Origin of the sequence: Hypericibacter sp. (genome assembly GCF_050729195.1) — a bacterium.
GTDB lineage: Bacteria > Pseudomonadota > Alphaproteobacteria > Dongiales > Dongiaceae > Hypericibacter.
The window spans coordinates 1-21504 of sequence record NZ_JBOHKS010000207.1; the positions used below are offsets into that span (position 1 = coordinate 1).

Here is a 21504-nt window from a genome sequence, read left to right on the forward strand (position 1 = left end):
ATCCCTGGTCGGGGGCCGGCCTTCGGCGGCCGGTTGTTCCCCCGTGTCGTCCGTTGAAATCGGCCCTTCCGCTCAGGCCGTCAGCGATTCAATGCGGATCATGCGCGGCGGTTCCGCCACGGTACCGAGCTTGGCGATGCGCGCCAGGGCCCGGCGCATCGAGGATTCCTCGGTCTCGTGGGTGGTGATCACGACCGGCACCACCTCGTCGGGCGCGCGGCCACGCTGCAGCATCGCCTCCATCGAGACGCGCTCGTCGCGCAAGGCGGCCGCCACGTCGGCGATCACGCCCGGCCGGTCCTTGACCATGAGCCGCACATAATAGGCGCCGTAATGGCGCTCCATCGGCGCCACCGGCAGCTTGGCCAGCTTCGCCGCCGGGATGGCGAAGGTCGGAAGCGCGCGCTTGCGCGCGAGATCGACCAGGTCCGCGACCACCGCCGAGGCGGTCGGTCCGGCCCCCGCGCCGCGGCCCTCGGCCACGTTCTGGCCGACGAAGTCGCCGATCGTCACCACCGCATTGAACACACCCTCGACATGGGCGATCGCGGTGTCGAGCGAGACCATGGTCGCGTGCACGCGCTGCTCGATCCCATGCTCCGACAGGCTGGCGATGCCGAGCAGCTTGATGCGATAGCCCAGCTCCTGCGCGAAGGCGATATCGACCGCCGAGACATGGCGGATGCCCTCGACATGCACGCCGGCGAAATTGATCTCGCAGCCGAAGGCGACGGAGGTCAGGATCGAGAGCTTGTGCGCGGCATCGATACCGTCGACATCGAAACTCGGATCGGATTCGGCATAGCCCAGGCGCTGTGCGTCCGCCAGCACGTCGGCGAACTCGCGGCCCGTGCGCCGCATCTCGGTCAGGATGTAATTGCAGGTGCCGTTGAGGATGCCGTAGACGCGCTTGATGCGGTTGGCGGCGAGACCCTCGCGCATCAGCTTGATGATCGGAATTCCACCCGCGACGGCCGCCTCGTAGGAAATGGAGACGCCGGAGGTCTCTGCCAGGCGCGCCAGGGCGTTGCCGTGATGAGCCAGCAGCGCCTTGTTCGCCGTCACCACATGCTTGCCGTCATGAAGCGACTTCTCCACCAGCGCCTTGGCGACGCCGTCGGAGCCGCCGATGAGCTCGACCACCACGTCGACCTCGGGATCGACCGCCAGCGCCAGCGGATCGTCGACCCAATGGACCTGCGACAGATCGAGCCCGCGATCGCGCTTGCGGTCGCGCGCAGACACCGACTTCAGCCGGATGGGACGGCCGGACCGCTCGGCCAGCAGGCCCGCATGGTCCTGCAGCAATTTGACGGTGCCGGCGCCGACCGTGCCGAGACCGGCGATCGCGACCGTGAGCGGTTTCGTCGTCAAGATGCGAGATCCTTCATGAGCGCCTGTAACAAGGGGAGGAGTCGGGAATGAAGCGATGCCAAAAGGCGGACCGCCGCGCGATCGCCGGTGGGAGCGATCGCAAGCGGAGGAAGTCCGCTTACGGTGTCAGGAAAATATCGGCGCGGCGATTGCCGGCGATCCCGGTGCTCGCGGTTTCGTAGAAGACCGGCTGGGTGATGCCGACGCCGCGCATCTCGAGCGCGCCGCCGGGGACGCCATAGTCGGCAAGCGCCTTCGCCACGGCCTGGGACCGGGCATAGGAAAGCTTCGAGTTGAAGGAGTTGTTGCCGCCCGGAATCCAGGAAGCATGGCCGACCACACGAATGGTCTTGCCCTGGGCGCGATAGATCCGCGCCACGTCATGCAGCACCTCGCGCGAGGCGGCATTGAGATAGGAGGAACCGTTCGCGAAGAAAATGAGGCCCAGCGGCTGGTCCGCCGGCGGCAGCGGCACCGCCCCGGGCGCCACCGTCGCGACGCCGGCCGCGGACGGTACCTGATAGAGCGCCAGCTGATTGGCGTTCGGCTGCCACTGCGTATTGCCGGGCTGATAGACGGCTTGCTGATAGGTGGGCTGCTGGTAGGTGGGTTGCTGGTAGACGGCCTGCTGATAAACGGCCGGCGGGGTCTGCGCGGCCGGCTCCGACAGCCCGTCGAGAGCGCCAAGGTCGACATAGAGCGGCGGGCGGGAGACCGCCTGTTGGAATTGCGTCGGCTGCAACTGAGGCTGCGCCGACGCCTGGGGCGCGCCGCCGATGACGCTGAGATCGACCGTCACCGGGCCGTTGCCGGTGGATGCCGCCGTCGTCGCGCGTGGCTTCGCCTGCGAATAGCTGAAGGGCCCTTCAGGAATGAGGCCGCGCGGCGCATTCGCCCCGGCAGTCGCCGCCTGTCCGCTATCGGCGACCTGTGTCAGGCGCGGAGACACCGGCGTGAAATCGTCGGCGTCGGATTCGGCGCCCCCCTCGCCGCCGCTCAGCTCGGCATATTGCAGGGCGCCTGGCACGAGGGGCGCCGCGTTCGACTGCGGCTTCACCACGCCCCCGTCGGACGAGGGCACCGTCGTCCCGACCGCCGGCGGCTCGGGCGGCGCATCGGGCAGCGGCTGCGAGGAGACCGGCGTCTGGGGTGTTGCCGGCATATCGGGACTGGCATCGGAAGCCGCGCCAGCTGCTCCGCCGGTGTCGGTATCGGCCGGAGGCGTGATCGTGCTGGGCCCCAGCGTGGTCCCGCCGCCTTCGGGCGTGATCGGCGGCGGCGCCGGCGGCGCCACGGAGCTGGTGGGCTCGCCGGTCAAGGACGTGTCGCTATAGACCGCGTTCTTCCGGTCGGCGATCAGCCCGTCGACGATCGCCTGGCGCTGCTCGGGCGTGGTGACCGTCGGCGGCTGATCGGGAACGGTGCCGAGATTGGGGAAGGATTCGTTGCCGGTGCTGGTGGTGCTCGTGGATGCCGGCGCTGCCGCGGCCGGCGGCGGCGGCGCATCGCTCGAGGATGAGCAAGCCGCCGTCGCGAGCGACAGGGCCAGCAATACCGCCGCCGTCCCCGCACCCAGGCCCCTCTTCTGCCGATGCCCCCGCCATGCCCGTCGCCACCCCAGAGCGGCCAACTTCGCCTTGATCATTGCTGCCTTGCTCGTCCCTGTTGCCCAGACGCCGCCCCATCACCGGCCTTCATGCCGCCTGATGACTCGGGGTGACGCCGCCTAACCCTGCCGGCTGATCGGTATGCCCGTTTCCGACGGCCCATGCACCGGCGATTTTGCGCCTTTTTATCGCCCCTTGCGCCCCGGAATCGCGCTAAAGGGTGTGTAGTCATATCATTGGCATGATCTGGGATGCGGGGCCGTTTTCGGTCCATCCGGGCACCCCCCAGGGCAGGCCGGGCCGGCATGATAAGGAAGCCATAATGGTCGATCAACAGGGCGCGGAAAGAAAATTACCCGACCCGATGGAATTGTCGCGGACCATGACCGAGATTGCCGAGCAATCCCAGCGCCTGGTGACCGATTTCCTGCAGAAGCAGAGCCATCCCAGCGGCGATGCCTTCGGCATGTCCGACCCGCTCAATATCGGCCAAGCCTTCCTCGAGATGACCGCCCGCCTGATGGCCCAGCCCGAGAAGCTGGTCCAGGCGCAGATGTCGCTCTGGAACGACTACATGAACCTTTGGCAAACCACCGCCCGGCGCATGATGGGCGGGCCGGCCGAAGCCGTGATTTCGCCGGCACCCGACGACCGGCGCTTCAAGGACTCCGCCTGGCAGGACAATGAGCTGTTCGACTTCGTCAAGCAGTCCTACCTGCTGACGGCGCGCTGGCTGCAGACCACCGTCAAGGAGGTCGAGGGGCTCGACGACAAGACCGCGCGGAAAGTCGAGTTCTATACGCGCCAGTTCGTCGACGCGATCGCGCCGACCAACTTCCTCATGACCAATCCCGAGGTCCTGCGCGCGACGATCGAGAGCAAGGGCGAGAACCTGCTCAACGGGCTCAAGAACCTGCTGGGCGATCTCGAGCGTGGCAAGGGCGAGCTCAAGATCAGCATGACCGACCAGGAGGCGTTCGAGATCGGACGCAATGTGGCGGTCACGCCGGGCAAGGTCGTGTTCCAGAACGACCTGATCCAGCTGGTGCAATACAACGCGACCACCGAGCAGGTCTATCGCCGGCCGCTGCTGATCATCGCGCCCTGGATCAACAAGTTCTACATCCTCGATCTGCGCGAGAAGAACTCGCTGATCCGCTACGCGGTGGCGCAGGGGCACACGGTGTTCGTGGTCTCCTGGGTCAATCCCGACGAGAAGCTCGCCCAGAAGAGCTTCGAGGATTACATGATCGAAGGTCCCCTCGCGGCCCTCGACGCCATGGAGAAGGCGACGGGCGAGCCCGACGCCAACGTCATCGGCTATTGCCTCGGCGGCACGCTCGTGGCCTCCACGCTCGCCTGGCTCGCGGCCAAGAAGAAGGCCCACAGGATCGCCAGCACCACCTTCCTCACCACGCTCACCGACTTCAAGGAGCCGGGCGATCTCGGCGTCTTCATCGACGAGGAGCAGCTCCAGTCGCTCGAGGCGCGCATGAACGAGAAGGGCTTTCTCGAAGGCGGCGCCATGGCGAACACTTTCAATATGCTGCGCGCCAACGACCTGATCTGGTCCTTCGTCATCAACAATTATCTCCTCGGCAAGGAGCCCTTCCCGTTCGACCTGCTCTATTGGAATTCCGATTCCACGCGCATGCCGGCGGCGATGCACAGCTTCTATCTGCGCAAGATGTATCAGGAGAACAAGCTGGTGCAGCCGGGCGGCATCACGCTCGCCGGCGTGCCGATCGACCTGCGCAAGATCAAGACGCCGCTCTTCATGCTCTCCACGCGCGAGGACCATATCGCGCCCTGGAAGACCACCTACGCGCTGACCCAGATCGTGAACGGCCCGATCCGCTTCGTGCTGGCGGCCTCGGGCCATATCGCCGGCGTCGTCAATCCGCCCGAGAGCGGCAAATATCATCACTGGGTCAACGACAAGAATCCGCCGAGCCCGGAAGAATGGCTCGCCACGGCGACCCAGCGCCCGGGCTCCTGGTGGCCGGAATGGGCGAAATGGGTCGCGGATTTCGGCGACGAGAAGGTCCCGGCGCGCAAGCCCGGCGACGGCAAGCTGAAGGCGATCGAGGACGCGCCGGGGTCCTATGTGAAGGTGCGCGCGGGGAGCTAGTGGCTCCTTCTGTCATCGCCGGATCCCCGGGGCCGACCTTAGGTCGGCCCGAGGACATGCTCGATCTGGCGATCCAGGGCCGGCAAAGACTGGATCCCCGGATCCGGCCTGCGGCCGTTCCGAGGATGACAGCAGAGAGCGGGTGCCATCGCCGCAATCTCGCCGAAATCATGAATTAAGGGTCATGCCATGATCCGAAAAATCCTGACGGTGGGAACCGGCGCGCTGGCGCTCCTTCTCGCGATCTCCTTTGTTCCCGCCCAGGCCGCCGACGGCTGGACGGTTGTGGCCGCCCCCTCCGACGACGAGCCTTTCGATGCCGCCTCGGTCACCAATGACGCCGGCGACAACCTCATCGTCTGGTCCCGCAATGTGGATGGCCATGTTCAGGTCTTCGCCGAGCTGCATCCGGCGAAAGGCGTGACACTCGCCAAGGCGATGCCGGTCTATCGGATCGACGACGGCACACCGATCGATACCGACGAGATCCGTGTCCGGGGCGATTCCAACAATGCGATGTGGGGCCTCACCAACGAGCGCACCAGCTTCTGGTTGCTGTGGGATTCGACCAGCCCGGTGGTGAAGGCGACGGATACGCTCCATCCCTGGCTTGTCGGCCAGGAGCTTCATCTGACCGTCATGACCCATGATGGCAGCATGCGCGAAATGCTGTTCCCGCTCACGGGCTCGGCGGCCGCCATCCGCAAGGCGACCGGCGTTCGCACGGAATAGTCCCCCTGCGCCTGGCCGCCGCTACGACGACACAGGCGCCGGTGGTCTAACCGGTCTGATTTCTTCGTTCAGCCGTCGAATCCCTGTGGAAACCAAACGCCCCTCAAAACCGGATTTCCCAGATTGGGCAGCACATGCTTGGAATCGAGTTTTGAAATATCGACGTCGGCGACCCAATTCAGAATCGTCGGCAGCGTGGGCTTCTTGAATACGCGTTCCTTCAGCAGCGCGAGAGCATCTTCATTGCCGTGGGCGGTCACGCCGCATCCCAGATTGACGGCGGAAGCGGAAGGCAGCTTCTCGAACCTGAACCAATAGCGCGTCAGCGATTTCATGGCCGTCTCCTGGCTCGAGGCTTGCCGCCAGCCGGATCCCCGTTCTTCGATAACCGGAAGTGTTGCGGATCGCCTGCTGCGGCAGCAAAACAGGGCGAGCCTAGCACTCGCACCGATTAAAGGCGGGTTAAATGGCGGCGGCTCGCGCGGTCAGCCTTTCGGCCAGCAGCAGCCCGCGCACCGAATTGCCGAGGAACACATGCTCGGCGCGGGCGAGGTCCTCAAGCGTCAGCACCGCTTCCTGGGCCCGGCCCGTCGCCAGCAGCTCGCGGCGCAGCGTGCCGTCGAGGAGACCGCAGCTCAAAGAAGGCGTCAACAGCCGCCCGCCCCGCTCGATAAAAAGGTTGGTACGGCTGCCCTCGGTCAGCTCGCCGCGCTCGTTGAGGAACAGCACCTCGTCGCAGCCTCTCTCTCGGGATAGGCGCTCATGCTCGCCGTCATAGAGCGCGCGGCGCGTGGTCTTGTGGAACAGGAACGGGTCGCGGCTGTCGGTCGTGCGGTCCGAGATCACATAGCGCATCAGCCCCGCGGCCGAAGGCACCGGGATAGCGGTCGCGGCGATTTTGATGGCGCCTTCCCGATCCAGCAGCAGCCGGACGCGGCAGCAGGCGCCCGCAAAGCCCAGCGAGGCGGCTTCCAGTTGGGCGCGCACCGTCTCGGGGTCGCAAGGGAAGCCGAAATAGGCGGCCGAACGATGCAGCCGCTCGAGATGGCGCTCCATCAGGCTCCAGCCCGCCTCGCGCTGCCAGAGCATCGTCTCGATCAGCTCGAAGGGCTCATGCGGCACGGTGAGGAAGCGGGCCTTCAGCAGGCATTCCTCATATTCAGCGGCCTCGTCGGAATCATAGACCAGCCCGCTGCCGATCCCCATCTCGCCGCGGCCGGTCCGGTCGATCTTCAGGGTCCGGATCGCGACGTTGAAGCAGAGATCGCCGTCGGGCGCGATCCAGCCGATGGCGCCGGTATAGACGTCGCGCGCGCCCGCCTCCAGCTCGCGGATGATCTCCATCGCGCGCATCTTGGGCGCGCCGGTGATGGAGCCGCAGGGGAAGAGCCGTCGGATCACCTCGTCGGCGCCGATATCCGGCAGCAGGCGCGCCGACACGGTCGAGATCATCTGATGCACGGTCTCGTAGGTCTCGACCTCGAAGAGGCCGTCCACCTTGACCGAGCCGATCCGGGCGATCCGCCCCAGATCGTTGCGGATGAGATCGACGATCATCAGATTCTCGGCACGCGATTTCTCGTCCGAGCGCAGGAAAGCGCGTGCCGCCTCGTCATCCTCGGGCGTCGGACCGCGCGCCGCCGTCCCCTTCATCGGCTTGCCGACCGCACGGCTACCGTCGATGCGAACGAAAAGCTCGGGCGAGAGCGACAAGATCCAGTCGGCCTCGGTGCGGATGACCGCGCCATAGGCGACATGCTGCTTGCCGCGCAACTCGCGATAGAGCGAGAGCGGATCGCCCTCGACGTCGAAACCGAGCTTGAAGGTGAGGTTGATCTGATAGACATCGCCGGCGGCGATGTATTCGCGCACCTGGCGGAAGGCCCGGCCATAGGTCGCGCGATCCCAGCTCGGGCGGATCTCGCCCAGCCGATGCCCCGCCCCGGCCTCGCGATCGAGGAAGGCTGAGGTCTGGGCCCGGCTCAACAGCTCGGGCGCGCGAAACAGCCCCATCCAGATCAGCGGCCCCGCGCGGTCGGCCGGCATCAGAGGCGCGAGCTTCGGCTCCAGCGCATAACCCAGCTCATAGGCCAGATAACCGACCGCATGAAGCCCGCGGTCGCGCGCGCCGGCGATCCGCGCCAGCGCCGCCTCGACATCGGCCGGATCGTCGCAATACAGGATCTCGACTGGATCGGCATAAAGACGGCTCCCCGCCTCCGGCGACCGATTGTCGTCGAGCAGCACGAAGGGACCTTCCGGATGCGGCGGCAGGGGCAGGCTGGTCATGGAAACGAGTCAATCATAGGAGGACCGCCCCGGAAACCCCGCGGGCGACCTCGCTTGTGCCTCTTGCGACCATGCTGATTCTCCGGGCCGCAACCGATCCGCAGGATGGCCAATGCTCGTATTTTGGATTATTTTATACAAATAATTCTACCTTTACGAGAAGATGCAAATGATTGCCATTTTATCCCATTTTTGGTATATTCCGTGGCGCGACATCTGATTCCTGGCGAGAGGCCGCTCGATTGGGTCGGCTCTTCCAAGGAAGACTTCCTTGCCTTCCCGCGTGCCGTGAAGGCGGAGATGGGGAACGCGCTGGGAGTGGCACAATTCGGCGGCTTGCATCCCTCGGCCAAGCCCTGGAAGGGCCAAGGACCGGGTATCTTCGAACTGGTCGAAGACCATAGGGGCAACAGCTATCGAGCCGTCTACACGGTCCGATTTGCGGAAGTGATCTACGTTCTTCACGCGTTTCAAAAGAAGTCGCCGCACGGCATCAGAACGGCAAACACCGACATTGAGCTGATCCAGAGACGATTGAAGACGGCACACCATGACCATGAGACGCGCTACCGCAAAGCGAAGGGCTAACGCCAAGATGACGGAGACCGGCATCACGCGCGGCAGCAACAATCTGTTTGCCGATCTGGGTTTTCCGGACGCCGAAGAACGTCAAACCCGCCTTTGGCTGGCTTACACCCTCAACCAAGCCCTGGCTGGGCGAGGCCTGACTCAAGCTGCGAGCGCAGCACTTCTCGGCATCACTCAACCGAAGGTCTCCGCCTTGCAGCGATATAAGCTCGCGGGATTCTCGCTGGAACGCCTGATGGGATTCCTGACATCGCTCGACCTCGATATCGAAATCGTGATTCGCAAGAAGCGGCGGTCGCACCCGGCGGGTCAGATCACGGTGACCGCGGAATAGCGGAAGCCCGCTTGACATAGTCACAGCCCCTGCTTGCGATAATGCGCGCCGAGCTCGGCGTAATAGGGTGCGGTCGAGGCGAAGTCTTCCATTTCCTTCGGGCTCAACTGGCGCAGCAGCTTGGCCGGGCTGCCGGCCCAGAGTTCGCCCCTGCGCACGCGCTTGTTGGGCGTGAGCAGCGCGCCGGCCGCGACCATGCCGCCGCCTTCCACCACCGCGCCATCCATGACGCAGGCCTTCATGCCGATGAAGGCGCCATCCTCCAGCGTGCAGGCATGGATCAGCGCCATATGGCCGATCGTGACATTGTCGCCGATGAGGCAGCGATAGCCCGGGGCGCCGCGGCCATGATCGTCCTGCGTGTTGAGATGGACGATCGTGCCGTCCTGGATGTTGGTCCCCGCCCCGACACGCAGCTGGTTGCCGTCGCCGCGCAGCACGCAGCCATACCAGATGTTGGCGCCCGGCCCGATCACCACGTCGCCGATGATGACCGCCGTCGGCGCGATGAAGGCGGTCGGATCGATCTTCGGCGTGAAGCCGTCGAAGGTGAGGATGAGCGCGGCCATGAATGCCTCAAGCGCCCAGCATGAGCTGGATGTTCTGGACCGCGGCGCCGGAAGCGCCCTTGCCCAGATTGTCCAGCCGCGCGACCAGCACCGCCTGGCGGCGCGCCTCGTTGGCGAAGACGCGCAGCTCCAGCCGGTCGGTATCGTTGAGCGCTTCCGGCTCGAGCTTGCCCGCCTCGGCGCCGGCGCCCACCGGCACGACCTCGACCAGCTTCTGCCCGGCGAAGCGCTTCGCCAGCACGGCCTCCAGATCCTTGCCCTTGGGCTTGCCCGTCAGGGTGTCGAGATGGAGCGGCAGGCTCACCAGCATGCCCTGGCGGAAGTTCCCCACCGAGGGCACGAAGATCGGCCGCGTAGTGAGGCCCGAATAATGCTGCAGCTCGGGCAGATGCTTATGCTCGAGGCCCAGCCCGTAAAGCTCGAAGGCCGGCGCGCGATGCGCCTCATAGGCCTCGATCATGCTGCGCCCGCCGCCGGAATAGCCGCTGACGGCGTTGATGGTCAGCGGATGGTCGGCCGGGACGATGCCGGCCTCGACCAGCGGCTTGATCAGGGCGATGCCGCCGGTCGGATAGCAGCCGGGATTGGCGACGCGCCGGGCGCCGCGAATGGCGGCCTCCTGCCCCTCAGCCATCTCGGGGAAGCCGTAGACCCAGCCGGGCGCCACGCGGTGCGCGGTGCTGGCATCGACGATCTTGGGACCCTTCGCCCCCATCGCGTCGATCATGGCCACGGTCTCGCGCGCGGCATCGTCGGGCAGGCAGAGCACCACCAGGTCGGCCGCTTCCAGCATCTCGCGCTTGGCGACCGGGTCTTTGCGGCGCTCGGGCGCGATCGAGCTCAGCGCGATGCCGGCCAGGCCCGTCAGGCGCTGGCGGATGCCGAGGCCCGTGGTCCCGGCTTCGCCGTCGATGAAGACCGTCTTGGTCCGGGAGATGTTGCCCATGATGTCGACTCCTGCCGCCGATGAGAGCTTATCCGATATGGAAACGAAGCCCGAAAAGCAAAAGGGGCGCTCCGACCGGGAGCGCCCCTTTGTTCGATGGCATGCCCCAGGTCGGGGCCGACCGCGGGTTTCGCGATCAGCGCTTCGAGAACTGGAAGCTGCGTCGGGCCTTCGCCTTGCCGTACTTCTTGCGCTCGACCACGCGGCTGTCGCGGGTGAGGAAGCCGCCGGCCTTCAGCGCGGGCCGCAGGGCCGGCTCGAAATAGGTCAGGGCCTTGCTGATGCCATGGCGCACCGCGCCGGCCTGGCCGGAGAGACCGCCGCCGACGACCGTGCAGACCACGTCATACTGGCCGACGCGCTGGGTTATGCCGAAGGGCTGGGCGATCATCATGCGCAGCACCGGACGGGCGAAATAGATCTCGCTGGTGCGGCCATTGACGGAAACGCGGCCGGAGCCCGGCTTGATCCAGACGCGGGCGATGGCGTTCTTGCGCTTGCCGGTCGCGTAGGCGCGGCCCTGCGCGTCGATCTTCGGCTCCGCGGAGGCGGAGGCTGCCGGGGTCATTGCCCCCCCACGCAGCTCCTTGAGGTCGGTAAGCTTCTGCGTCTCGGTCGTCATGACTTAGGCGATCCTCTTGTTCTTCGGATTCATCGCCGCGACGTCGAGCGGCTCCGGGTTCTGCGCGGCATGCGGATGATCGGCGCCCGCATAGACCTTGAGATTGCTCATCTGCTGACGGCCCAGCGGACCGCGCGGCACCATGCGCTCGACGGCCTTGATGACCGCGCGCTCGGGGAAGCGGCCGCCCAGGATCTCGCCCATGGTGCGTTCCTTGACGCCGCCGGGATGGCCGGTATGCCAGTAGAAGCGCCGATTCTCGAGCTTGCGGCCCGTGAGATGCACCTTGGCGGCGTTGATGACGATGATGTTATCGCCGCAGTCCATATGCGGGGTGAAGGTCGTCTTATGCTTCCCACGCAGATGGCTGGCGACGATCGAGGCGAGCCGACCCAGCACGACGCCGTCGGCATCGACGACGATCCATTTCTTGCTGATGTCGGAGGGTCGGGCGGTATAGGTCTTCATGGCGGTCCGTTGTTGTCTCTGGTGCCGGTGGCCGAGGAGGAACCCTCCCCGCCCGGCAGTTCGGCGGCGGAGTATCGCGATTTCCGCGTCAGGGTCAAGCTTTTATCGCGCCGAAAACTCGCAGAAATCCGCCAATTTTTGATGCGGTATCATGATACCTCACCACCGAAGCCAGTGCAGCGGCCGGTGTAAGCGCCAACGATATTTGGCAGTGAGAGTCGGCACTATTTGTCAGTGGTGACCAGGAAAACGATAGCGAATACAAAGATATAAGGTCGCCTGCGAAAAGAGTTCGCCAGAAATCTCCCTCGACGGCGCAAATCATTGGAAAAAGCCGATTCTAAGATCGTATGAACGCCCTTCGAACGGCGTTCATGAGAGCTGAAAATCGTTACCCCTAGTGTGAGGCGAATTTACAAATTTATGCGAGAGCTGCCGCACAGTGCCGGGCGACCTGGTTGACTGGCCGGGGCGGCCCCTGCCACGGTGGGTGGCCATCCCTCGCCGACGGCTAGCGCCTGCTTCTAGGACGAGGGGGCAGCGCCTGGTGGCCTAGCGCCAGGTTGTAGGTCCTTGTAAGTCAGCCAGACGGACTTCGCGGCCACTATGGCACCTGGCAGCGCATGACGGTCCGTTAGGTACTGCTCCAGCTGCCTCCAAGACCTCGGGCTCGGGAGCGTATCGTCCAACTCGGCCTCCTTAACGAATTCACGCTCAATGCCACTCCAGCGGCGAGAGCCTAGGAACTCTTTGAACTTGTTCTTAGCCATGAAGTGCTCCTGCGCATGCTCCCGGTTGAGCATACCGTATAAGGGTCGTCCGCAGATAGCGCCGGGTGAGGCCTATCGACCCCGACCCCGCCTGACCCCATAGGCCTGCTCCATTGCGGTCGACAGCTTGCCGCCCTTCATGATGTCGGCCGCCATCATGTCGCCGACATAGACGGCGATCTCGCGGCGGCCGTCCGAGCCGCGCCGCTCTTCGGTGCGCGCCTGCTGACCGGTGCTGTTGATCACCGTGACCTGGACCTTCGCGCCATACTTATCGGCGAGTTGCCCGGGCCAGCCCACCTCCTCGCCACGCTTGGCGATGATCGGCACCTCGCCGGCGACCAGGCCGCCGTCATGAAACCTGGGCGCGCCGGCGAAGACCGAGGGATCGACGAACCGGGGCGACCCGTTGGACCCGACCTTGCCGCCGCTGTGGTAGGCGCCATAGGCCGCATTGCGTCCGGCCGTCGTCGAGAAGGCGGAACCGATCCCGGCATTGCCGCTGCCCGCCCCACCGCTCCCGAGGCCATTGAGCAGGCCGGTGATGACGTCGCCGATGACCGGCAGCCCAGAATCGAACAGCCCGTTCTTGAGCGGGTTGATGATCGAGAGCTTCAACAGCTCCTGCAGCAGCTCGGAGATCACGGCGCCGCCGATATTGCCCAGATCCTCGAGCTGGAACTTTCCCTGGGTCGCCATGTCGGTGATGCTCTGCCCGATCCGGTCGAACGCCTGGTCGAAGGCGCTCTCCAGCTCATTGGCGATCGCGTCGGTCGATTGCAGCTCTTTGCCCGCCGCCACGACGGCGCGGGTGAACGTCTCCTGGCTGATCACGCCGGCGTCGAGCAGCTGCTTATACTCCGCCAGGCTGGCGTTGTAATGCTCCTGTGGCGTCATCAGCTGCTCGGTCAGAGTCTTTCCAGCCTGTTGATCGGCCTCTGTCCGGCGCTTCGTGGCGTCGGTCATTTCCTTGACCATGGCGGCGCCGCGCTGCTGCGCCGCGCGCCAGTCGGTCTCTTGCTGGATCACCTGGTCGAGGTGGAACTGCGCGATGATCTCCTGTCGCGCTTTCAGCTTGGCGAGGTATTCATCGGACAGGCCGACCGGGTCGCTAGGTGGCACCACCGGCGGCGTATAGCTCAGCGTCGTACCGGTCGGCATATGCGATCGGCTCGAACCCGTGCCGGCGCCACCCCACATACGCAGACTGTCGAGTTTGCGTTGGGCATCATCGATCTGCCGATAGAGCTGCTGGAACGCCTCATCCGACACGGTGCCGTCGGGCAGCAATAGGGCGAACACCAGCTCGTCATGCAGCCCCTGGAGCGCCTTCTCTGCATCCGGAATTGCCCACTTCTCCGCAAGGCTGCCCTTGGACCAGTTCCACAGTGAACCGTTCGGATCATTGAAATCATCGACGATCTTGTTGAGACCCTGGACACCCCGATTCAAGAGTCCAACAGCACCGAGCGCAATTTGAAAGCTGGTCCCCTCTCGGAGTGAAAGCATCAAGTTGCCCCAGGAGTCGTCGAGATTATTCACGGCACCGGTCAGCCCGGTTACCTGCTCCTTCGCCACGCCCCCAACCTGGTGGGCCACTTCATTAATAACGACCTGCATCGCCTTGGCCTGTTGGCCCGCAGCCATGAACTTCTTAATCATATCCTCTTGGACCGGTGCCAGCCCGATGCCGACACGTTTCAAGGCCGTGATCCCTTCAACCGGATCCTGGAGCGCCTTGCCGAGCATTACGGCTGCTCCCTGGAGATCGCCGCCCATGAGGCCCGATAGATCAGCTGCGAGCATGATCGCTTCGCGAAACGTATCGCCTGTGACTTTGCGGAACGTCAGCATCACCGCCTCGGCCTGACGCACGTCGTTATCATCGAAGAGTGTCGAGCCTTCGATCTGGTCAGCCAGGTCGGACAAGTCTTTTGCCGTCAGACCGGCTGCATTGCCGGTGGCGCGCAGCACGGCATTGAGATTGGCGTTCGATTTCTCGAAGGCCATGATCTCATCGGCCGCCGAACTGATAATCCGCGTGATGCTCTGGAAGCCTACATAGGCGCCGATCGCGCGGGTTACGAACCCGCGCATGCGCTCGGCTGCGCCGCCCATAATGTCGAAGCCGGCGGCGCCTTTTCGGCCCGAGCGGTCCGCATCGTCGCCGAGCCCCTTGAGCTGATCGCGGGCGACCTTTACCTCGCCAACGAAGCTCTTGCCGTCGGCTCGGAGCGTCACGCCAAGAACGAGATCGCTCAATTCAGCTTCCCGCCCTGTTGGACGTGCTGTTTACCCTGCACATAGGCCGCGAACTGTCGCCCGAAATGCGTCTTCGGCTTTGTCGCGAAATGAGCCGGCCACAGAGTGCGGCGAACCACAGCGATGACCGTCTCCGCTTCGTCGAGCGTCAGCCCCACCAGGATGACGGCAATAAGGGTGGCCGTATCGCTGGTGTCGAGAACCTTGCGTACCGCCAGATCGGTATAGCCAGAATAGGTCTTCGTGAAGGAGAACCGACGCGCCTCATCGAGCACCGCATCCGCTTCGAGCAGCGGCATGGAGCCAAGGGTTCTGGAAATCTCGTCGGAGAGACTGCCGAGAGCCTTCTGGCGTTCGGTCGGTTGATCGCTCATTAAACTACCGACCTATCCAGCCCCCGGAAGTCCGTGACCGTGGCGCCGTAGATGTACCGGATCTTGTAAGTCAGCTTGTCGTTGGTGAACATCGAGCCGACGGTCGGATTATCCTGGACGAACAGCTCGGGCTCTTGCTGTCCGTTGAAGAACCCCACTTCGATGCAGGGAATATCGGCCGGATCGGCCGCGAGGAACCAGTCGTTCGAGTCCGTCCAGTACCATATCGGCAGGACCTCCAGGGTCATGGCCTGGATGAAGGTCTTGTCGTTGTTGGTGTTGCGGTTGAAGAGGTTGACGGCAGTCTCTTGCAGGTCATCGGGCACGATCAGATAGCGAGGTCCGATGCCGAGACGATCGCCGCTGCTCAGCTCAGTCTGCCGCTTCATGGCGAGCCGACGGGCCGCGAGCGAGGTGGCATCGAGCGCGGCGGCCCCGAGGTTGTTGTGAGTGGCGTGAAACAGAACCAAACCGTCATAGATGACGGGGTTGGTGCGAAGCAGATCGAAGACGAACTTCGACAATGTGCGCTTTGCCGCGCCGGCCAGCCTGATTGGGATGCGCTGAATGGCGCCAACGTCATCGTTGGCGATCATTTCGAGGGTGATGTCTTCCGTACCGCCACGCTTTTGAATCTGGTAGGTGGCCTTCTCATCGGTTGGGGATGCGACGGCGGTATACGGGCCGCTTTCCCCGACGATCGGCAAGTCGCCATAGCCGCCGACGCGCGTTCTCTCATTGACGCGGAAGTCTTGGACCGGAGCGATGGTGGCGATCTGCCGCCAGAGATCGTACTGCGTCGGGCGGCGGTACTCGTTCACCATCCGACGCGTGATGGCGTTGCCCAGCACGTTGGCCCAGCTGCCGGCAAGCAGCGACTCCCGCAACAGGGCGTGGCCGCTGTTTCCGAGCATGCCGGTGATGTTCTTGTCGCCAGTGATGGTGACGTAACACTCCCGGAATGACCGCGCGTGCCGATGGTCCTTGTGCTCGGGATCGAAGAAGGCGTCCAGGATTTCGGTCACTTTGTCGGACTGGCCGAGATTTCTGTCAACCGGGTCGAAGTCGCCCATCATGACCTTCCCGCTTTCGGTGAAGTGCGCGGCAATGGCCTTGGTTCGGGCGATCGATTCCCGCAACGCCTCTTCGGTTACACCCGCCGATGCCGGGTGATCCTTGATCAACTGCGTCTGGACGGCCGACGGCAACCCGCTGGCGCAGACGATGTCGGCGATGATGGTTTGAGAGAGAGCGGTAAGCTCCATGTTCGTCTGACCTTCGATGAGGTTGATGATCTGCCCGCCGGCGGCGGGCTCGACAATAAGATCCACGGAATTGACGGCCGAGATCGCTGTCGCGACCTTGACGCTCTGGCCGTTCATGCGGTCCGGCTTCGTTGCGCCCGTGGCATCGATCGAGAAACCGAACAGATCGGTCATGCCTCGCGCGAACGCCTCGCGCATCTTCTGGGCGATGGCGCCATCGGGTTCGATCAGCTCAAGGGTCGCCTGGATTTCGCCGTCGGCCGACGCGCCGCTGCCGATGAAGGCGGGCGAAGCCAGGCGCCCGATCAGGTTGCGAACGTCCTTGCCGCCGCCGGTCAAATGCTCGGCGTCACTCTTGACGAACACGCGCGTGCCTTCGAACAGCGGAACCGTCTTCTTGAGAACGTCGGCAGGATAGAAGTTGCGGTTGCCCGACAGTCCAGCGCGGATCACACGAATACGCCAGCGACTGCCCTTGGTTCCTTCAGCGGTGATAGCTTCGATCAGCATGGATCAGCTTTCATGTGAGGATGAACGGCGGGAGTTTCACGTGGAACCAGCACGTTCAGCCCCCGGCGCGCTCGGGCGATCATGTCGCTCTGGCACGCACCGGCATAAGCGCCTGCCGGCCCGATTGGGTGAGATGAAGCTCGGGGTCATTTCTTGAGGCTCGCCTTGGTTCGGAGCCCTTTGGTCCGGGTAGACCGCTGCACGCTTCGTTCGTGCATCTTAAATTGGCGCGCGAGCTTGGTGATCCCGACGCCGCTCATTCTGAGCTGCTGCATTTCCCTGGCACGTATGATGCGCTTCAATCTCGTGAATCGCGGAATCATCATGCGGCCTCTGCCGAAGACATCCTCAATGGCCTCTGCGGCCTCACGTCCGACAATTTCGACCAGTACCGTTGGCTTGCCTCTGAAGATTGGATTTCTCGTTACCCAAACCTGAGAGCCTCCGATCGTCTGTGCCAACTTCAGGATCGGGTCTATCCCAACGATCTCGGCGACAGGTCGCCACTCTTTCGGGAGCAGAAAGATGTCCGGATCCATCTTTAAGCCGGGCTGCCACTTGGCCATGCCGGCGACATTGCCCAGGCGATAGTCAGATATGAAACCCGGACAATTGTCCGGTTCGGGCGGGCTGGTGTGCAGGGCCGTTTTGGTCGGGCGATTAGCGGCCCGTGCAAGGGGGAGCGCGAAATGGGCTACCACCCCCACCCCGGAGACCGACTCCCCGTTTAAAACCCCGTTTAAATGGCCGGCAAAGGGCCATCCCAGGGTTAGGGTAGGAGCGCCGGCTCACTCGGCGCCGGAAAACCGCTTCCAATACCGATGAACGGCCGACCGGCTGGGGGCTCGATCGGCGCCGAATTTTTCTCTGGCCAAGGCCGCCAGTTTCAAGAAGCTCATTTGAGGTAGGTGTGCGTCGATGAAGGCGCGCAGCTCCGGATCGCCAGCGATCCGCGAGGGCTGCCCTCGGAGGTGCCGGGCGCGCCATTCGGAGGATGTCAGGAATTCAGGCCGCGGTTTTCGGGTCATGACCAGCCTTCCGTCTCTGGGTCATGTTGCGCAGTCCCGCGATGGCCTTCCGAGCCGCGTCGGCGTCGAGGAAGCGCACCGAGCTGACCTTGAACCGCCGATCGAGCCACTTACCGAGGCTGGCGTCGGTGCCCTCGCCGGCGGTGTAGTCGCTCCACAGATGGCGAATGAGTGCGACCTGGTTTGGCGTCGCCATGCCGGCCCGGTGTCCGAAGTTTCGTTGACCCCAATCGCTCTTGAAGCCCAGCTTCTCGAAATGGAGCATCACCAGGTCGAAGCCGGCTTCGTCGAGAGCGGTGCTGCTCTCGACGCCGGCGACCTGGCGCAAGATCGCGCGATAGTCGTCGTCGCCAAGGCCGAGCTTGGCCTTGGCGACGTGGATCAAACCAATTTTAGCTTTCGAAACGAGGTTCATGATCCTCCCACTCCAACTCCCGAAGGCGCCCAACAAGATCAACCGTCGTGCCTATGACAAATTTCTTCCCATCCACCGACTGATCCTGGCATTCCTCCAGAACTCCACGTAGTGCCGCAGCCATGTCGAACAAAGACGCCTCTTGCAATTCGGCGTCCGTAAAATCGCGCCGAAGCTGGCACATGGCGCATACCCCATTAAGCGCGGCTTTCTCCCGCACATCAGCAATCAGATCTCGCAGGCCTTTTTTTCCTTCTGCATTTGGCTTCGGCTGGCTAATCGCATTCATTCTCACTTCTCCTTGTGTTGCAGCAGTCCACACGCACTTTGGCCGCTTCTTTTCGGCGGCTCTTAATCCACCATCAGTTCTTAACGTATCCCAAATGTTCGATGGTCGAAGCGATCGCTTGCGCATCGAGAGGTCTCTTTGGCCCAGGCGCGAGGCGCGCCGTCTCCATGATCCGGACCACCCGCCGGAGGCTTCCGGTCAAGGCTTGCCGCTCCAGGAGTTTCACAGCACGCTCATCGGTGATGCCGAAATGCTGGCAGATCGCCTCCAAGTCGCCGATCTCCGGCTCCTTGACGGTCCAAATCATGAAAATGCGGTCGCGCAGTTGCTCGAAGCGCGCTCTGCTGAATCGTTCCGGGAAGGTGGCGTTGCCACATAGCACTAGCCCGTAGCCTGGCTTGTCGTTCCCCTCGTTGCATCTGTCATGGAGGCTTCGGATCGTCTGGATAAGCCGGTCGGACATGTCCTGTGCCTCATCGATCATCAGGATCGGGCGCCGGCCGGGCGCGCGAGAGCTGGCTCTTTCGCACATAACGCGGGCAAGGATGTCGAACATCTTGCTCGCCATGGTGTCCAAAAGATCGATGCCCATGGCTTTGCCGATATGCCTCAGTCCGGTGCCGAGCGAGTCATGCGCCGTCGTCATCTTGCAATAGTCTGCCGGCCGCCCACGCTGATAGGCCTCAAGCGACGTGGTCTTCCCGACGCCCGGCGGTCCGATGATTACGAGAATCCCCAGCTTGGGGTTCCGCTGCACCTGGTTGATCAGGCCATGAATAGTATCGAGCGTCGGCGTCTTGATGATCTCGCGTTTCGGATCACCGCCAGAATTCGGAAGAGGAACGACTTCGCTCATCCCACACCACCTTTCTTAACCCGCGTGGCCGCCGCGCCTTGCGTCAGCTCCTGGGCATCATGACTATTGTCCGCCGTCGGTTCGGGCAGCACGCCACTATCGAGCTGTCGCCAAAACTCGGCTTTCCTGTTAACAGACAGGCCAGATTTAGCCTGTGGCTTAGGAAGCTTTCGCCGTTCATCCGCGATTGCTTCGGCATGTTTGTCGAGTTCGATCACGCCACCGCTCGGCGGGATGAGCGCGGGGCCGCCCGGTATCGCGCGGCGAATCTCTTCCATGGGATCGATTGATGGATCTATCTCGGACCGCATTTGCGCCAGGACTTCGTTCTGCTCGGCGCTTCGTCGCGCCCCATTTTTGGCCCCCTTAATATCCAGTATGTGTTTGCGCTCTACCGGGGTCACAAAGCAGTAAAAGCCGTCCTCTCCGATCAACGCCACGCGCTCTTCGGTTTCGTCCAATGGCAGATGGGCGCGCAGCTTTGTGCCCGAAATCAGGCGGTACAATTCGGGCGCTTCGTATAGGCGCTTTTTGATCTTAACTGCACCCTGGCGAACCGTGCATGATACCGGCTCGGAAAATACTTCGGCGAGCGCGATCGGATCGACATCGATCCGTTGCCAGCCTCGTGCGATGGCATCTTCGAATGCCTGTCGTGGGCTCTTCCCTGCAAGCGCGCCCTGTTGTGGCAACGAGTGATAGAACTCAATGGCCGTCGTGAACGCCCGACGGAATTCATCGGGGCCACCGGGGAACGGTTTTGGCGCGCGGCCGACGTTGGCGCTCTTTTGCCGCATCCGGTTGCCGCCGATATGACCCGGCATGTGCGAAAAGACGTAGCGCTCCAGGTTGCCGAAGGTTCCTTCGATCGGCTTCGCCGCTGCGTTGTACGGGAGTGATCGAATGATTGCCTTTCGGCGCGCGGCGTATAGCTCCTTCATTCTGGCGACCGCGTCGGGATGGTCGCCGACGAGGCCGGCGCTGAATTCGACACGGGCACGCTGAGCCAACGTCATCGCGTCATCGATAAAATCGAAATGACCGAACTCCTTGCCGTTGTCTACCAGGACCAGAGCGGGCAGCCCCCACTGTGGGTGCTGCGTCATGCGGATGAATGCCAGATTGACATCCCGCCGACATACGAACGTCCCCTGCGGAGGGAACACCAGGTCGCCGAAGATTCGATTGTTATGCAGGTCCTGAAAGGCGATCAGCTTGGGAGTGAACACGGAGCCATCGTCACGCTGCATGATGACGTCGAAGTGGTGAACGTCGGCGCAGACCATGGACATCGGTTCGAGACCTTCGCGGGTTCTCGGAGTCCGAGGCCGCTCGGTGTCGCTGAATCGCTTCGCGTCGTTGTCCTTACGGTAGATTATCCGCTTGTGCCGATGCCGCCTGATGAAGGCGATCGGAACGTGGCAGATCGCTTTGAGCTTGTCCGGCGGCAGGGCACAGCCAGCAGCTCGCGTGCATCTCTCCAGCTCCGTTTTCGCCAGGAGCTGCAGCTGGCGCCGCGTGAATCCCTTGGCATAGAGCCCTCCAATATATTCATTGAGGCGGTCGCAAATGGCTCCCCGCGTCGCTTCGTCGAACTCTACAGCCTCATCCCAGAGCCGGAAGATCAGGACTTTCTTCACGTTGCGATCTTCGCGTGGCTGGCGTGCCAGCCCACCAACGCCGCGCTCGTTCAACGCCGCGATCCAGCGCCAAAGCGTTCGCTCGGAGATGTGCACCTCTTTGCCAGTGGGGTGGAGGTGGGGCTTTTTCGCGATTTCGCGAATCGCTTCCGATTTGGCTCCCGATTCTGCCGAATGATCGAGAGCGGGCAGGATGATCGAGCGGCGCCAACGCGCTTCGACGCCGACAGCCTTAGCCATTGACCATCCTCGCTGCACGGAGGATTCGATGGCGGATTTGGCGCGCGGCAGGGCCGTTCCTGTGGCCGTTTAACAAGCGAGCGGCATAGGAAGGATCAATGCCATTCCGCTTGCACCATGCCGTGAAGGTGTCTCCACGGCTGATAAAGCCGGCCCTCACCTGGTGGTGTAAATCGGCCTTCCGTCGGGTATGAT

At 63.5% G+C, this 21504-nt stretch carries 20 protein-coding genes; 4 read left to right on the forward strand and 16 right to left on the reverse strand.

The window, feature by feature from the left end:
* Positions 1-72: 72 nt before the first annotated feature.
* A complete protein-coding gene (locus ACREE8_RS15960; protein WP_431574001.1) occupies positions 73-1374 on the reverse strand; it encodes a homoserine dehydrogenase in 1302 nt (433 codons plus the stop codon).
* 118 nt (positions 1375-1492) lie between these two features.
* Positions 1493-2926: an OmpA family protein gene (locus ACREE8_RS15965; protein ID WP_431574002.1), complete on the reverse strand. Its 1434-nt coding sequence runs from the start codon at positions 2924-2926 to the stop codon at positions 1493-1495.
* A 377-nt stretch (positions 2927-3303) separates the two neighbouring features.
* Here ACREE8_RS15965 and phaC point away from each other — a divergent pair, with 377 nt between their 5' ends.
* Positions 3304-5112: a class I poly(R)-hydroxyalkanoic acid synthase gene (gene phaC / locus ACREE8_RS15970; RefSeq protein ID WP_431574003.1), complete on the forward strand. Its 1809-nt coding sequence runs from the start codon at positions 3304-3306 to the stop codon at positions 5110-5112.
* 189 nt (positions 5113-5301) lie between these two features.
* A complete protein-coding gene (locus ACREE8_RS15975; RefSeq protein WP_431574004.1) occupies positions 5302-5844 on the forward strand; it encodes a hypothetical protein in 543 nt (180 codons plus the stop codon).
* Positions 5845-5912: 68 nt separating this feature from the next.
* On the opposite strand, the gene ACREE8_RS15980 is transcribed toward ACREE8_RS15975, so the two are convergent.
* Together ACREE8_RS15980 and ACREE8_RS15985 are read right to left on the reverse strand one after the other, a co-directional pair.
* Complete coding sequence (locus ACREE8_RS15980; protein WP_431574005.1) at positions 5913-6179, reverse strand: hypothetical protein; 267 nt, start codon at positions 6177-6179, stop codon at positions 5913-5915.
* A gap of 127 nt (positions 6180-6306) precedes the next feature.
* Complete coding sequence (locus ACREE8_RS15985) at positions 6307-8133, reverse strand: aminodeoxychorismate synthase component I (protein WP_431574006.1); 1827 nt, start codon at positions 8131-8133, stop codon at positions 6307-6309.
* A 105-nt stretch (positions 8134-8238) separates the two neighbouring features.
* Here ACREE8_RS15985 and ACREE8_RS15990 point away from each other — a divergent pair, with 105 nt between their 5' ends.
* Both ACREE8_RS15990 and ACREE8_RS15995 read left to right on the forward strand, forming a co-directional pair.
* A complete protein-coding gene (locus tag ACREE8_RS15990; RefSeq protein ID WP_431574007.1) occupies positions 8239-8721 on the forward strand; it encodes a type II toxin-antitoxin system RelE/ParE family toxin in 483 nt (160 codons plus the stop codon).
* A 7-nt stretch (positions 8722-8728) separates the two neighbouring features.
* Positions 8729-9055 (forward strand): helix-turn-helix domain-containing protein, encoded by a 327-nt coding sequence (locus ACREE8_RS15995; protein ID WP_431574008.1) that lies wholly within the window; start codon positions 8729-8731, stop codon positions 9053-9055.
* 20 nt (positions 9056-9075) lie between these two features.
* Here the strand turns inward: ACREE8_RS15995 and ACREE8_RS16000 are convergent, their stop codons facing one another.
* The 12 genes from ACREE8_RS16000 to ACREE8_RS16055 all read right to left on the reverse strand — a co-directional run bounded on the left by ACREE8_RS16000 (position 9076) and on the right by ACREE8_RS16055 (position 21309).
* Positions 9076-9624 carry a gamma carbonic anhydrase family protein gene (locus tag ACREE8_RS16000; protein WP_431574009.1) on the reverse strand — a complete coding sequence of 183 codons (549 nt, stop codon included), beginning with the start codon at positions 9622-9624 and terminating at the stop codon, positions 9076-9078.
* A 7-nt stretch (positions 9625-9631) separates the two neighbouring features.
* Positions 9632-10570, reverse strand: coding sequence for an N-acetyl-gamma-glutamyl-phosphate reductase (gene argC / locus ACREE8_RS16005; protein WP_431574010.1), 939 nt, complete (start codon positions 10568-10570; stop codon positions 9632-9634).
* A gap of 136 nt (positions 10571-10706) precedes the next feature.
* The gene (gene rpsI, locus ACREE8_RS16010) at positions 10707-11192 is read right to left on the reverse strand and encodes a 30S ribosomal protein S9 (protein ID WP_431574011.1); all 486 of its coding nucleotides are present in this window, start codon (positions 11190-11192) and stop codon (positions 10707-10709) included.
* A 3-nt stretch (positions 11193-11195) separates the two neighbouring features.
* Positions 11196-11660 carry a 50S ribosomal protein L13 gene (gene rplM, locus ACREE8_RS16015; RefSeq protein ID WP_431574012.1) on the reverse strand — a complete coding sequence of 155 codons (465 nt, stop codon included), beginning with the start codon at positions 11658-11660 and terminating at the stop codon, positions 11196-11198.
* An 842-nt stretch (positions 11661-12502) separates the two neighbouring features.
* Complete coding sequence (locus ACREE8_RS16020; protein ID WP_431574013.1) at positions 12503-14692, reverse strand: phage tail length tape measure family protein; 2190 nt, start codon at positions 14690-14692, stop codon at positions 12503-12505.
* Positions 14689-15066 carry a hypothetical protein gene (locus ACREE8_RS16025; protein ID WP_431574014.1) on the reverse strand — a complete coding sequence of 126 codons (378 nt, stop codon included), beginning with the start codon at positions 15064-15066 and terminating at the stop codon, positions 14689-14691. The genes ACREE8_RS16020 and ACREE8_RS16025 overlap by 4 nt, the downstream gene beginning before the upstream one ends.
* Positions 15066-16841 carry a hypothetical protein gene (locus ACREE8_RS16030; protein ID WP_431574015.1) on the reverse strand — a complete coding sequence of 592 codons (1776 nt, stop codon included), beginning with the start codon at positions 16839-16841 and terminating at the stop codon, positions 15066-15068. Before ACREE8_RS16030 ends, ACREE8_RS16025 begins: the two co-directional genes overlap by 1 nt.
* 146 nt (positions 16842-16987) lie before the next feature.
* Positions 16988-17548, reverse strand: coding sequence for a hypothetical protein (locus tag ACREE8_RS16035; RefSeq protein WP_431574016.1), 561 nt, complete (start codon positions 17546-17548; stop codon positions 16988-16990).
* 298 nt (positions 17549-17846) lie between these two features.
* Positions 17847-18284 (reverse strand): regulatory protein GemA, encoded by a 438-nt coding sequence (locus ACREE8_RS16040; RefSeq protein ID WP_431574017.1) that lies wholly within the window; start codon positions 18282-18284, stop codon positions 17847-17849.
* The gene (locus ACREE8_RS16045; RefSeq protein WP_431574018.1) at positions 18262-18573 is read right to left on the reverse strand and encodes a hypothetical protein; all 312 of its coding nucleotides are present in this window, start codon (positions 18571-18573) and stop codon (positions 18262-18264) included. Before ACREE8_RS16045 ends, ACREE8_RS16040 begins: the two co-directional genes overlap by 23 nt.
* Positions 18574-18646: 73 nt before the next feature.
* A complete protein-coding gene (locus ACREE8_RS16050) occupies positions 18647-19429 on the reverse strand; it encodes an AAA family ATPase (RefSeq protein WP_431574019.1) in 783 nt (260 codons plus the stop codon).
* A complete protein-coding gene (locus ACREE8_RS16055; protein WP_431574020.1) occupies positions 19426-21309 on the reverse strand; it encodes a hypothetical protein in 1884 nt (627 codons plus the stop codon). Before ACREE8_RS16055 ends, ACREE8_RS16050 begins: the two co-directional genes overlap by 4 nt.
* Positions 21310-21504 lie beyond the last annotated feature (195 nt).